This is a genomic window from Streptomyces sp. NPDC048606 (genome assembly GCF_040650855.1).
Lineage (GTDB): Bacteria > Actinomycetota > Actinomycetes > Streptomycetales > Streptomycetaceae > Streptomyces.
Genome location: NZ_JBEZIB010000026.1, coordinates 36,022 through 48,321, shown reverse-complemented (window position 1 = coordinate 48,321; position 12,300 = coordinate 36,022). Strand labels below are relative to the sequence as shown.

General features: G+C 73.7%; 14 protein-coding genes. 11 read left to right on the top strand and 3 right to left on the bottom strand.

Annotation, left to right across the window (positions count from 1 at the left end):
* Positions 1-79 precede the first annotated feature (79 nt).
* Entirely contained in the window at positions 80-661 is a 582-nt protein-coding gene (locus tag AB0D01_RS26015; protein ID WP_363059262.1) for a fasciclin domain-containing protein, read from the bottom strand.
* 174 nt (positions 662-835) lie between these two features.
* The gene (locus tag AB0D01_RS26010; protein ID WP_363059260.1) at positions 836-1,747 is read right to left on the bottom strand and encodes an NAD(P)-dependent oxidoreductase; all 912 of its coding nucleotides are present in this window, start codon (positions 1,745-1,747) and stop codon (positions 836-838) included.
* Positions 1,748-1,898: 151 nt separating this feature from the next.
* Between AB0D01_RS26010 and AB0D01_RS26005 the strand changes: the two genes are divergently transcribed.
* Positions 1,899-2,102 carry a hypothetical protein gene (locus AB0D01_RS26005; protein WP_363059258.1) on the top strand — a complete coding sequence of 68 codons (204 nt, stop codon included), beginning with the start codon at positions 1,899-1,901 and terminating at the stop codon, positions 2,100-2,102.
* A gap of 45 nt (positions 2,103-2,147) precedes the next feature.
* Here the strand turns inward: AB0D01_RS26005 and AB0D01_RS26000 are convergent, their stop codons facing one another.
* Complete coding sequence (locus AB0D01_RS26000; RefSeq protein ID WP_363059256.1) at positions 2,148-2,828, bottom strand: hypothetical protein; 681 nt, start codon at positions 2,826-2,828, stop codon at positions 2,148-2,150.
* A gap of 146 nt (positions 2,829-2,974) precedes the next feature.
* On the opposite strand from AB0D01_RS26000, the gene AB0D01_RS25995 reads away from it, so the two are divergent.
* The 10 genes from AB0D01_RS25995 to AB0D01_RS25950 all read left to right on the top strand — a co-directional run bounded on the left by AB0D01_RS25995 (position 2,975) and on the right by AB0D01_RS25950 (position 12,293).
* The gene (locus AB0D01_RS25995) at positions 2,975-3,550 is read left to right on the top strand and encodes a GNAT family N-acetyltransferase (RefSeq protein ID WP_363059254.1); all 576 of its coding nucleotides are present in this window, start codon (positions 2,975-2,977) and stop codon (positions 3,548-3,550) included.
* A gap of 46 nt (positions 3,551-3,596) precedes the next feature.
* On the top strand, positions 3,597-4,253 hold the full coding sequence (locus AB0D01_RS25990) for a hypothetical protein (RefSeq protein WP_363059252.1): 657 nt from the start codon (positions 3,597-3,599) through the stop codon (positions 4,251-4,253).
* A 105-nt stretch (positions 4,254-4,358) separates the two neighbouring features.
* The gene (locus tag AB0D01_RS25985) at positions 4,359-4,883 is read left to right on the top strand and encodes a hypothetical protein (protein ID WP_363059250.1); all 525 of its coding nucleotides are present in this window, start codon (positions 4,359-4,361) and stop codon (positions 4,881-4,883) included.
* Between the two features lie 104 nt (positions 4,884-4,987).
* Positions 4,988-5,215 carry a hypothetical protein gene (locus AB0D01_RS25980; RefSeq protein ID WP_363059248.1) on the top strand — a complete coding sequence of 76 codons (228 nt, stop codon included), beginning with the start codon at positions 4,988-4,990 and terminating at the stop codon, positions 5,213-5,215.
* A gap of 103 nt (positions 5,216-5,318) precedes the next feature.
* Positions 5,319-5,825: an NUDIX domain-containing protein gene (locus AB0D01_RS25975; RefSeq protein ID WP_363059246.1), complete on the top strand. Its 507-nt coding sequence runs from the start codon at positions 5,319-5,321 to the stop codon at positions 5,823-5,825.
* 120 nt (positions 5,826-5,945) lie between these two features.
* Complete coding sequence (locus AB0D01_RS25970; protein WP_363059244.1) at positions 5,946-6,929, top strand: BtrH N-terminal domain-containing protein; 984 nt, start codon at positions 5,946-5,948, stop codon at positions 6,927-6,929.
* Between the two features lie 220 nt (positions 6,930-7,149).
* On the top strand, positions 7,150-7,656 hold the full coding sequence (locus tag AB0D01_RS25965) for a hypothetical protein (RefSeq protein WP_363059242.1): 507 nt from the start codon (positions 7,150-7,152) through the stop codon (positions 7,654-7,656).
* Positions 7,653-8,576, top strand: coding sequence for a hypothetical protein (locus AB0D01_RS25960; RefSeq protein WP_363059240.1), 924 nt, complete (start codon positions 7,653-7,655; stop codon positions 8,574-8,576). The genes AB0D01_RS25965 and AB0D01_RS25960 overlap by 4 nt, the downstream gene beginning before the upstream one ends.
* 43 nt (positions 8,577-8,619) lie before the next feature.
* Positions 8,620-9,594, top strand: coding sequence for a hypothetical protein (locus tag AB0D01_RS25955; RefSeq protein WP_363059238.1), 975 nt, complete (start codon positions 8,620-8,622; stop codon positions 9,592-9,594).
* Positions 9,591-12,293, top strand: coding sequence for a CHAT domain-containing protein (locus AB0D01_RS25950; protein ID WP_363059236.1), 2,703 nt, complete (start codon positions 9,591-9,593; stop codon positions 12,291-12,293). The genes AB0D01_RS25955 and AB0D01_RS25950 overlap by 4 nt, the downstream gene beginning before the upstream one ends.
* The last annotated feature ends 7 nt before the right edge of the window (positions 12,294-12,300 follow it).

Genomic DNA, 12,300 nt, shown 5'->3' with positions numbered 1-12,300 from the left:
GTCCCCCGTGCACACCAGCTTGACCGGGGGAGGACCGATGCGGGAACGCGCGTCGTTCCCGCATCGATCGGGGCCGGGGTCACTTCGGCATCAGGACGGTGTCGATGAGGTGCACGGTGGCGTTGGACGTGGCCACGTCCCCGCAGACGATCGTGGCCGCGCCGTCGACCTTGTAGGAGTCGCCCGATCCGGCGGTGGTGAGCGTGCCGCCCTCCAGCGTCTTGAACGACCCGTCGGCGAGGTCTCCCTTGTCGACCGTCCGGTCCACCACGTGGTAGGTCAGGATCTTCGTGAGCTTGGCCTTGTCCGCCAGCACCTTGTCCAGGTCCGCCTTGGGGATCTTCGCGAACGCCTCGTTGGTCGGCGCGAAGAGCGTGATGTCCTTCGCGTTGTTGAGGGTGTCCACGAGTCCCGCCTGCCGGGCGGCGGACACCAGCGTGGACAGCGCGGGGTTGTGCGAGGCCGCGGTGGCGACCGGTTCCCCCGCCATGGCGGTGAAGCTGCCCGCGCCCTGCTTCGGGACGGCCGCACAACCGGAACCGAACGGCTCGTCGCCCTGCCCCGCCCAGGCCTGCGGGGCGAAGACCCCGAGGGACAGGGGAAGGGCCACGGCCGCGAACGCCGCCGCCGTGCGACGGCCGCACGTACGTGAGATGTTCATGATGCGCTCCTTCCGCGGAGCCGATCTCCACCGGCGTGGGGAGCGCGACTCGACGGTGCTCTCACCGAACCTTCGGCCCGGCCCGGGCCCGCGGATGAGGCGACCCCCACTCGCATCGTTCGCGCGTCGGTGTCCGGCACGGGCACAGGCGCAGGCATGGGCACGGGCACCGGCTCAGGCGACGCCCATGCCCGCCCGGTGGTCGCGGTGGCGCGGGGTCCAACCGAGTTCCCGGGCCGCCTTCGCCCCCGACACCCGCAGCCGGGTGTCCAGCATGAGCGCCCCCAGGTACGGGACCATCATCCGCAGCGCCCACCCGGGCAGCCGCACCGCGCGGCCACCGGTCGCCGCCGAACGCGCCGCGGCGAGCTCGCCCCACGTCGAGGGCCGGTCGTCGACGATGTTGTACGCCTCGCCCGCCCGCCCGTGTTCCAGTGCCGCGACGGTGGCCGAGGCGGCGTCCTCCACGTGGACCCACGGCACGACGCCGCCCCCACCCACCGGAACGGGGACGCCCCTGCTCCCCGGTGTCGGGTCGAACCAGGTCCCGGGGCCGTGGAACACCCCGTAGCGCAGGGCGCAGCCCGCCACGTGCCGGGCCTCGAAGAGTCGGCCCTCGGCCTCCGACAGGCCGGTGATCACATGGTCGGCGATGGTGCCGCCGCGCACCCCGAAGGGGTCCTCCTCGGTGAGGAAACGGTCGCCGTGGTCGCGGTATCCGTAGCCGAGCACGAGGGACTGCGTGAGGAAGCGGGCGGCGCCGACCGCGTCCGCCGCCTCCAGCAGGTTCGTGGTGCCGCGTTCGCGCAGCACGTTGCTCGGATCGTCCGCGGTCAGCTTGCGCTTGGGCGACTTGAGCGCGGTCAACTGGTGGATCACCGCGTCGGCCGAGACACCGTCAAGGGCGCGCAGCAGACCGTCCCGATCGAGCGCGTCCGCCCGGACGGGCTCGGCGCCGAGCCCGCGCACGATCGCCGCGGACCCGTCGCCGCGGGCGAGAGCCAGCACCTGGTGCCCGCCGTCGAGCAGCGCCCGGGTCAGCGGTCGGCCGATGGCACCGGTGGCGCCGGCGAGCAGGACTCTCATCGTCTTCCTCCTGGAATGGGGTACGAACAGGGGACAGCCGGGACGCCCCGAACGTGACAGGAGCGGGCCGGCCCCGCCCGTGATCCGCGTCACGTCGCCCCGTAGCCTGGTGTCCGTACTGCCGTTGCCGATGCCTTTCCCGGGGAGCCCGATGGACGAGTTCGAGAAGCGCGAGTGGCCCGAGTTGGACGGTGCGGTCGTGGACGAGGCGGTGCGTCGGATCACGGACGAGTGCCCGGGCGTCCGGGTGCAGGTCGTGCCCTCCGGCGCCATGGTGACGATGGAGTACGACGAGGGCCGCGTCAGGGTCCGCACGGCGGACGGGAGGGTCGAGGGCGTTCCGCGCCGGGGCTGAGCGCGGACCGCTGCGGGCCGCCGTACGGGGTCCGGCGGTGGGACGTCAGCACTGCCAGAGGAAGGCCGCCTCGCCACACGGGACGCACGCGAACGCGTAGGCGCGGCCCGTGCCGAAGTTCATGGCGGTGAGGGGGTCGGGCCCCTCCTGGAGTTGGACGACCGAGCGCATCGGCTCGGCGCAGTCCGGACACGCGGGGGTCCGGTCGCATTGGAGCCAGGCCGGCGGGCCGCCCAACCGCCCCAGGACGTCGTTGCGGGGCCGACCGGTCCGGGCCGCCCACGCGGCGCACGCGGCGTCGTAGTCCGCCTCGGCGGCCTCGTACGGCTCGACGGCGTGGGTCGCTCCGAGGAGCAGCTTCTCGACGTCGACCTCGCCGCCGACGGTCCCGCCCCGGGGCCGTGCGAGGCGGCGCAGCCCCCGCGCCGGCAGGAGCAGCGCGGTGTTGGCGCCGGAGTCGGCGCTCCAGTCCCGGCACACGCCGAGGCGGTTCTGGCAGGCGAACAACGCCAGCACGTACGCGTACGCCCGCCGTCGCCGCCGGCCGCCCCCGGCCAGGACCGAACCGGTCCCGTCCAGGCGGAACTGTGCGAGGAACCTCAGCGGGCCACCGCATTCGGCACACGTCGGCCACGCCGTCCCGGGCGGGGCCAGCGGCAGGCCGCCGATTCGGGTGACCGCGGCACCCGGTGCGCCCGGGCCGGCGTACGTGATCAGCGTCGTCATGCCGCCCGACCGTAGGGCACCGCTACGACAACGGACCCCCGGGTCACGGCTTCCGGCTCCCCGCTCACCGCTCCCGGCCCTCCGTCCGCTTCCGTCGGGCCCCTATTTCCGTTGCCGGCGCGGTGACCTCGTACGATCCTTCCGGCATGGACCTTCCCCACCCCGTCATCGACCTGGGCGACATGACGCTGCGCCGCTTCGACGTCGAGCGCGACCTCCCCGAACTCCTCCGGGTCATCGAGGAGTCGCTGGAGCACCTGCGCCCGTGGATGGCCTGGGTCGCCGAGCACACCCCGGCCAGAACCGCGGCGCTCCTCGCGCGGCGTGCGGAGGGCTGGGCGCGCGGTGAGGAGTTCACCTACGTGATCGTGCTGAACGGGGCGATCGTCGGACCCTGTTGGCTCCTGCGGCGCGAGGGCGCCCCGGACAACGGACGTGAGATCGGCTACTGGCTCCACCCCGCCGCCACCGGCCGCGGAGTCGCCACCCGCGCCGCGCGCGCCCTGGTGGATCAGGCCTTCCGCCTCGCGGGCGTCGACCACGTCGAGGTCGTCCACGACCGGGCCAACCACGCGAGCGGAGCCGTCCCGGCCCGCCTCGGGTTCACCGAGCACCTGCGCCGCCCCGCCGAGCGCCTCGCCCCGGCCGAGACCGGAGAGGACCAGGTCTGGCGACTGACGCGGCAGCAGGCGCAGCGATGCCCGCGCCTCTCGCCGCACTGATCGAAAAGACGACGGCGGATCGCTCCTCTCGGGGTACGGTCCTGCCATGCTCCGATCAACCGATAGCGCCGTCTCCCGACCGCCCGTCACCGCGGACGACCTCGACCTCGCCGTGGGACTCGCCGTGGCGGTCCTGCGCGAGGCGCCGCCGGCGGCATGGGAGGACAAGGCCGGCTCGCTGGAATGGGACTGCTGGGAAACCGTCGAGCACCTCAGCGACGACCTCTTCGCCTACGCCGCCCAACTGGGCCCCAAGTCACCGCCCCTGGACGGCGACGTGCCGTTCGTGTGGGAGCCCCGGCGGCCCGGCGGCCCGGCGAACGCCATCCACGCGAACCGAGCGGCCGGTCCCGCCGGCCTCCTCCAGGTCCTGGAGGCGAGCGGCGCGCTGCTCGTCGCCATGGTGCGCACGACGCCCGCCCGTACCCGCGCGCACCACGTCTTCGGCAACTCCGACCCCGAGGGATTCGCCGCGATGGGGATCGTGGAGACCCTGGTGCACACGTACGACCTGGCGCAGGGGCTCGGTCTCGCGTGGAACCCGCCGGCCGATCTGTGCGCGCGGACGCTCGCCCGGCTTTTCCCGCACGCGCCGACGTCGACGGATCCCTGGCCGACCCTCCTGTGGGCGACCGGACGCGGCGAACTTCCGGGCCACGCGCGTCTCACGACCTGGCGCTGGGACGGCACCCCGCCGCAGTAGCGGGCCCGGGCACCGGCGACACGTTTCAACGCGTTTCGACACGTTTTCGACGCGGCGACGAACGGCGGTCCGACCGCCGGCCGCGCACGGGCAGGGGAGGACGGAATGACCGGCGAGTCGTTGCACACCGACTGGGTGGAGACGGAGTCCGAGGACGGCGGACACCGGGCGCTGACGCCCGGCTCCACCGTCGTGGGATCAGCCCGGTCGGCGGCGAGCGCGCCGCCCGCCGTCCCGTCGGCCGAGCGCCCCACCACGGAGCTCCCCGACGTCGACTGGCGCGACCAAGACGCGGCCGAGGTGGCGTGGGACGCCTACCTGCGCGGGAACGCCATCCTCCGGGACCACTTCGGGATCCGCTCCCCGAGGCACCTGATGAGGCACCAGCGCGAGATCGCCCTGAGGATCCTCAGGATCGAGGGTCACGTCATCCCCCCGATGCCGCCGAGCGCCGACGGGCCGCGGTCCGAGCTCGGGGACTGGGGCGGAGCGTGGATGCCGGCCGACCTCCACGCCGCGCTGGACGCCGTGCCGGCGGACTCCGCGCGACGCGCCTGGCGCGAGGGGGCGCAGGAAGCCCTCGACACGGCGGAGGAGATGTACCACCTCTGGACCACGGACGTCTTCTGACCGCCCCCGCCCCGCCTGCCGGCACACGACTGCATCCTTTGGACTACCGCGAGTTCGGTCTTGCGGAGGACGATCACGCGGCGCCGGCGCGAGAGGCTTGGTCCGTGCGAAAGACCATCGGATACACCGTCGAGAGCATCGGCTACGTCATAGGGGCCCAGGGGCTCGTCAGCTTCGTTTCGCGGACCTTCTTCGGCACGGAGTGGGGCTGGATCCACAAGATCGTCGACCTCCCGCCCGCCGCCTACCTCGGCATCATCGCCGTAGGACTCACGCTCGTCGTCACCGGCGTGAGGACCCGCAACGCCCCCGAACACCGGGAGGCCCTCTGACGGCCCCACAGTGGCCGTACGCACCGGGAGCCGGCCCGCACGGCGAGTCCGAGCACGCCGGGCGTCCTCGGGCCGGGCCGGCACGCCCCGTTATCCTGCCCAGGTGTCCGATCAAGGAAGTCACCGCCGTGAATCCGCACGTGTCCTGCTGTTCGACGAACGGGACCGGCTGCTGTTGCTGAAGTTCCACGTCGACCCTGACGCTCCCGCGTCCGGTCACGGGTGGTCCACGCCCGGAGGCGGTGTCGAACCCGGGGAGAGCCTGGCCCGGGCGGCGGCGCGCGAGTTGCGCGAGGAGACGGGCCTGGTCGTGGCACCGGAGGCACTCGGCCCGGTGGTGGCGGAGACCTCCGGATACGCGGACCTCGGATGGGCCGCCGGCGTCTTCCGCGACGTCTTCTTCCACCTGCGCGCCACGGGCCACCGGGTCGACGTGACCGGCCAGGAGGCGCACGAGAGCAAGTACCACGCCGGTCACCGCTGGTGGCCCCTCGCCGATCTCTCGGCCACCGAGGAGACGGTCCACCCGCTCGGCCTGGCCGCACTGACCGCCGATCTCGTGGCGGGCCGCGTGCCGGCCGAGCCGGTTCGACTGCCCTGGCACCACTGAGCACCGCCCGCACCACATCACCCCCGACGGTCGGCCGCGAGACGACGGCTCGCGCACCGCGATCCCGTGTCCCGAAGGGACTCGGCCCCGGCGGGCGCGCGAGGGAGCACAATGAGCGGCATGACCATGGTGGAGGGCGTCGACGCCCGCGGAGCACTGCACTGCGAGACGACCGCGCTCGGCGTGCTGCTCCGCCACGAGGGCATCGACCTCTCCGAGCCCATGATCTTCGGCCTCGGCTCCGGACTGTCCTTCGTCTACTGGGACGCCAAGGGGATGGACTTCCCCTTCCTCGGAGGCCGGGTCAAGCCCTTCGAGCTCACCAGGAACCTGGCCGCAGCGCTCGGGCTCGAACTGCTCGTCGCGGAGACCTCCTCCCCGAGCAAGGCATGGCGCAACGTGACCGCGCCCATCGACGCCGGCCGACCGGTCGGCCTCCAGCTCGACAGTTACCACCTGGACTACTTCGACACCCGGACGCACTTCGGCGGGCACGTCGTGGCGATGTACGGCTACGACGCGCGGGACGCCTACCTGGTCGACACCGAGCAGCAGGGCGGAGCCGTCACGACGGGCCTCGCGTCCCTGGCCCGGGCCAGGGCCGAGCGCGGTCCGATGACGGCCAGGCACCGCTCCTTCACCCTCACGGCTCCCGGCACCGTGGCGTCGCCGCACGAGCGGATCCTGCCCGCCATCGCGCACTGCGCCGAGGCCTTCCTGAACCCGCCCATCGCGAACCTGGGCCACCGTGGCATCGAGAAGACCGCCGAGCAGGTGCCGAAGTGGCTGCGGCGCAGCGACGATCCGGGGCGGGACCTGTCACGGACCGCCCTGCTCATGGAGCGGGCGGGTACGGGCGGCGCCCTGTTCCGCAACCTCTACCGGGACTTCCTCGCCGAGTGCGCCCAGCTGGTCGACAGCGACCGCCTGCGCACCGGCCACCGCCTGTACGCCGAGGCCGCGAACCTGTGGACCGAGGTGGCCGCGCTCGTCGAGGCGGCGGGCGCGTCCGGGGACGTCGGCCCCCTCGTCGAGGCCGGCTCCCGTCTCCGTGAACTCGCGCGCGTCGAACGCGAGGCGATGGGGGCCCTCAGGGGGCTCTAGCGTCGTTCCGGCAGGCGGGGCGGCCATATTTTCGCATGGGTGTATTTCCGGCCCTCCGGCATCGATTGCCGGCCTTGTCGGCCGGGTAGAGGGTCACCTGCGCGGCGGCGTTCCGAGGGGGGAGGCCGCCCGTCGGTCGGGGTTCGGGGGACGTGCGGGCGATATGCCGGTACCGGATCCGTCGAGGCCGCCCGGCCGAGGTCTCCGAGACGGGGGAACCATGAGCGAACCGAGCGAACCGAGCGAGTCGACCGAAGAGACCACAGCGAGCGAGTCGAGTGAGCCCGGCGAGTCCGGTGAGTCGGGTGAACTGGTCGAGATCGCAAGCCTGTTGAGGGGATCGCTGACGCGCCTCGTCGAGGCCGGGACGGTGACCGAGGACGAGGCGGCCGCCCTGGACGCGGACCTGGCCCGGCTGATCGCCGACGGACAGGAGCCGGAGCTCGTCGACGAGGAACTCACCGACCTGCTCGCGGCCAAGCCGGCCCTGCTCGACTGGGCGGCGGCCGTGCTGGCACACCCCGACCGGCTGCCGCCCGAGGTCGCGCCGGACGAGCCGGAGCGGGCGGGGGAATACGAGCGACCGGCCGGGGACGGCACCGGTGTCGAGGCACAGCGCTACGCCTGCCCGGTCGCGGGTGACAAGGTCTGGTTCCGCATGCGCCTCTCCGATTCCGTACCCGAGTGCCGCACCCACGGCGTTCCGCTGGAACTGGTGACCACGTGATCGACACCATCGGCGAGACCGTCGTCGGCCATCTGGTCGACCGTGGCATGACCGCCCTCGGACCGGGCCTGGTGTTCTGGACCGGCGGAGGGCTCGCCTGGCTGTCCGCGCACGGCGGCCCCGGCGAACTGAAACGGCTCGCCGCCCTGGTGCAGGAGCTGCCCGTCCTCGCCGTGATCGTCCTCGTCGCGATGGTGTTCATCGGCGTGTACGCGAGCACCCTCCTGGTACGCCTGCTGACCCGGCCCGTCCTGCGCCTGTTGCAGGGATACGGGCCCAAGCGCCTGCGCGCGGCCCGCACCGCCAAGCGGACCGCGCAGGTGGAGAAGTGGGAAGAGGAACGCCAGGAACTCGCCCGTCCCGTCCACGACGGCAGGGCCAGCGCGCCGCAACGGGCCCGCTACGCCGCGTTGGACGCCCGACTCAACCGCGACCCGGGCCGGGAGGAACTGCGCATGCCGACCCGCGTCGGCAACGTCCTGCGGACCGCCGAGACCCGCCCCCGGGACAAGTACGGCCTGGACGTCGTGGCGCTCTGGCCCCACCTGTGGCTGAGCCTGCCGGAAGAGGACCGCCTGGCGCTGGCCGAGGCCCGGGCGGCGCTCGACCGATCGGTCGCCACCGTGATCTGGGGGCTGGGCTTCGTCGCGTTCGGCTACTGGAACCCGTGGGCGATCCCCATCGGTCTCCTGCTCGCCCTGGCGACGCACCGGTGGTGGCTCCCCGGCCGCGCCGTCGTCTACGCCGACCTCCTCGAAGCCGGCGTGGACCTGCACCGGCACCTGCTCTACCGGCGGCTGCGGTGGCCCGTCCCGACCGACCCCGACGACGAGCGACGCGCCGGCGCCAGACTCACGACCTACCTGGTGCGCGGCCTGGCGGGGACCGACCCGACCTTCACCACCGAAGCCGCTTCCTGACCGCGTCGGACCACCCGTCGGACCACCCGCACAGGAGGAGCCGTTGAGCGCCGCCGACCACGTGATCAGCTGGGGGGAACGATGGAAGCGCGCCTCCTTCGCGGCCCTCTTCGTCAACACCCGCGACCCCGAGTGGCTCGACCGGGCGATCGAAGCGGGACTCAGCGCCCATCAGCGGTCCGTGCGGGCGGGGCACGGCATGACCGCCGCCCGGTCGGCGCTGGACGTCGCCCGCCTGCTGCGTGACCGCAGCTACCTGCGGGCGGGGGCCGAGGCCGTGGAGGACCTCGACCTGGCCGAAACCCTGCTGACCTCCTCGCTCGACGCACTCGCCGAAGCCCCGCCCTACCGCAACGTGGCGTTGGTGGACCTCGGCGCCGTACGGGCCCGCCGCTACGAGCTGACCCTGGACCCCGGAGACCTGGACGCCGCCGAGGAGGCATACGTCGTGGCGCTGGTCGACCCGGTCCTGATGCCGGTGAACCGGAGCATCTGCCTGGTCTCGATGGCCGACCTGAAGCACGAACTGTTCGAACGCCGGGGCCGGACCGAGGACCTCGACGGGGCCGTCCGGGCGGCCACGGAAGCGCTCGCCCTCGAAGAGACCACCCCCGAGCACCGCTTCGAGACCAGAGCCGTCCTCGCCGACGCCCTCGTGGACCGGGCAGAGGCCGTGGCCGCCGACGCGCACCTCGACCCGCAGGGCACCGAACACGCGGAGCGCGCGGTGAAGGACCACCTGGACAAGGCGGTCACCCTCTTCGAGGAGCTGTTGACCCTCCCGCCCGAGCGGGACATCAACCGCGAACTGCCCAGGCTGCGCGGCAACCTCGCCTACGCCCTGCGCACACGCCATCTGCTGACGGGCGACCCCGAGGACCTGGATCGCCAGATCGAGCTCCTGGAGACCACCCTCGCCGAGGTGACCGCGCCGGGTGCCGCCGACCCGCCCGACGCCGCCACGGCGCTGAAGTGGATGATCGAACGCGACCGGCCCGCCGAAGGGGGCACCGCATGAGGATCCGTCGCCGCCGCCGACCGCCGGAACCCGCGATGATCCGGCTCCAACTCGCCGACGCCCTGCTGGAACGACGCGCCGGAGGCGACCGGGGCGCGGAGCCGGACGCGCCGCGCGGCGCGCGCCTGCTGGACGAGGTGGTCCACGATCCCGCCACCCCCTTCTTCCGGCTGCCCGAGGTGGCCTCCGTCGTGCTGTCCCGGTACGACTCGGTGTCGCCCCGCGACCGGCGCGGCCGGCTCGCCGACGGCACCCTCACCGCACTGCGAGGCGCACTCCTGGCCGGCGTCGGCCTCCGGGGCGTCGAAGGAGTGGACCCGGCCGAGCTGGACGGGTTCGAGGAGGCGCTGAGGCGCCGCATGAGCGACCTGGCGTCCGTACGGGCCATGGACTCCGGAGCCGACGTCGACCTGGAACGCGCGATCGTCCTGGGCGAAGGCGACCTCGCGCGGGCGGATGCCCCCGCCATCGCCCGCGAGAGGCTCGCGCAACTGCTGCTCCTGCGCTCCGACCAGAACCGCAGCGCCGAGGACGCCACCGCCGCCGTCGAACTGCTGGAGGCGTGCCTGCCCGTCGGACTGCGTACGGCTCTCGAACCCGGACACACCCTCACCGAGGACGAGGAACCCGCGACCACCGCGTCGGAGCACGACCCCCTGACCTCCGAGACCGCGCACACCGCGTTCGCCCTGGCCCATGCGCTGACCCAGCGCCACCGACTGCTGCGCGCCGACGCCGATCTGGCACGCTCCCGCTCGATGGTCACGGCCGTCCTGCGCCTGGCGGACGAGGCCGGCCTTCCCACCCAGGACCTGCGCGAGTCCGCGGCCCTGGTGCACGCCTCCGTGCCCGACGCGACGGGGATCCGCCTCGCCGGCGAACTCCTCGACGGGCTCGACACCCCGATGGCACGGCTGGCCCGCGCCATGATCGACGCACACCGAGACCGCACCACCCCCGACCCCTCCGCCCGATGGGACGCCCGTTCGACCCTCGCCGACCAGCGGGCGCTGCCCGACCTGCCCCCGCTGCTCTCCGCCATGCTCGAAGCCGAACTGGGCAGGCTGGCCGTCCAGGACGAGGACTGGCCGACCGCGCTGACGATCTTCGAGTCCGCCCGGGAGCGGTTCCTCGACCTGTACGAGGCCCAGGCCCTGCCGGGCAGCCGGGAGTTCCTCCTCGGCCTGCGCGGTGGCTTCCCCGTGCTGCACGCCTACGCCCTGGCCCGCACCGGGCGGCCGGAGCGGGCCGTGGAGATCCTGGAGGAGGGCCGTGCGGTCCTCCTCCAGGAGGCCCTGCGCCTCGACCGCGCCGATCTCGGCGCCGTGCCCGACGAACCCGCCGAACGCTACCGCCGCGCCGCCGCACGGGTGCGCACCCTCCTGGCCCGGCCGACCGCCGGGCCGACTGCCGGCCCGACCGCCGGGCCGACGGTCCTGCCCGACGGAGGTCCGGACCCGGACCGGGCCTCGACGCCCGCGCGGGAGATGGACACGGCCCGCGCCGAACTCCGCACCGCCGTCGACCTGGTACGCGCCCAACCGGGCGCCTCGGACTTCCTGCGGCCGACCGGCGCCGGCGAGGCCTTCCGCGCGGCGCGCTCCGCCGGCGGACCCCTCGTCCACCTGGCCGCCACCCCCGGCGGGGGCTACGCCCTGATCACCACCGACGCACCGAAGCCCGCCGTCCGCTTCGTCGAACTGCCGGACCTGACCACCAAGGCCCTGCACGACCGCACGGCGGCCTTCCTGGTGGCCCACCACGAACGGCGCGGCGAACCCGCGGCCTGGAAGCGTGCGTTGACCACCACCCTGGACTGGCTCGGCACCGCGGTCGTCGCCCCGCTCCTGGAAGCCGTCGGGCCCGTCGAACACTGCGTGCTGGTCCCGCTCGGCGCACTCGGCCTGCTCCCCGTCCATGCCGCCCGCCTGCCCCGCGGCGACCACGCCCTGGACCGGACGACGTTCTCCTACACACCGGGCGCCGCCGCCTACAACGCGGCGCACCACCTGGCGTCGACGACCGGGCAGGACCGGCTGCTCGCCGTCGAAGACCAGGAACCGGACCCCGACCGCCGACTGAGGTTCACCGGCGCCGAGATCGACGAGATCATCGGCCACTTCACACCCGCGGCCCTGCGTCTTCCGCCCCCGACGGGGAACCGCGAAGCGGTCCTCGCCGCCCTGGCCGACCACCAGGTGATCCACCTGGCCTGCCACGGGGCGGTCGACTTCGAGGCGCCCCGCCGCAGCGGCATCCTCCTCGCCGACGACCGGCTCACCGTCGGGGACCTGCTCGACGCCCCCCTCCGCGCCCGCCTCGTCGTGCTCTCGGCCTGCGAGACGGCCTTGGTCGGGCTGGACGCCCCCGACGAGGTCATCGGCCTGCCGGCGGGATTCCTCCAGGCGGGGGCGGCAGGCGTGATCTCCGCCCTGTGGGCCGTCGGCGACCAGGCGACCGCCCTGTTCGTCGCCCGCTTCTACCGGGAATGGCGCACGGAGGGCCTGCCGCCCGCCGCCGCGTTGCGCCGCGCCCAGCGATGGCTGCGGGACGCCACCAACGCCGAGCTGGCGGCCGCGTTCCCCGCGCTCCTGGCCGCTCCACCGGGGCTCTCGCGCCGTGCGCTGAGCCTGTGGGGGAGGGGACGGCCCTTCGCGTCGCCGGAGTGCTGGTCCGCCTTCGTGTACGTGGGAGCGTGAACCGCGT

Excerpts from the sequence above, each read along its gene's own strand:
- AB0D01_RS26015 (WP_363059262.1), bottom strand. The coding sequence starts at position 661 with ATGAACATCTCACGTACGTGCGGCCGTCGCACGGCGGCGGCGTTCGCG.
- AB0D01_RS26010 (WP_363059260.1), bottom strand. The coding sequence starts at position 1,747 with ATGAGAGTCCTGCTCGCCGGCGCCACCGGTGCCATCGGCCGACCGCTG.
- AB0D01_RS26005 (WP_363059258.1), top strand. The coding sequence starts at position 1,899 with ATGGACGAGTTCGAGAAGCGCGAGTGGCCCGAGTTGGACGGTGCGGTC.
- AB0D01_RS26000 (WP_363059256.1), bottom strand. The coding sequence starts at position 2,828 with ATGACGACGCTGATCACGTACGCCGGCCCGGGCGCACCGGGTGCCGCG.
- AB0D01_RS25995 (WP_363059254.1), top strand. The coding sequence starts at position 2,975 with ATGGACCTTCCCCACCCCGTCATCGACCTGGGCGACATGACGCTGCGC.
- AB0D01_RS25990 (WP_363059252.1), top strand. The coding sequence starts at position 3,597 with ATGCTCCGATCAACCGATAGCGCCGTCTCCCGACCGCCCGTCACCGCG.
- AB0D01_RS25985 (WP_363059250.1), top strand. The coding sequence starts at position 4,359 with ATGACCGGCGAGTCGTTGCACACCGACTGGGTGGAGACGGAGTCCGAG.
- AB0D01_RS25970 (WP_363059244.1), top strand. The coding sequence starts at position 5,946 with ATGACCATGGTGGAGGGCGTCGACGCCCGCGGAGCACTGCACTGCGAG.
- AB0D01_RS25965 (WP_363059242.1), top strand. The coding sequence starts at position 7,150 with ATGAGCGAACCGAGCGAACCGAGCGAGTCGACCGAAGAGACCACAGCG.
- AB0D01_RS25950 (WP_363059236.1), top strand. The coding sequence starts at position 9,591 with ATGAGGATCCGTCGCCGCCGCCGACCGCCGGAACCCGCGATGATCCGG.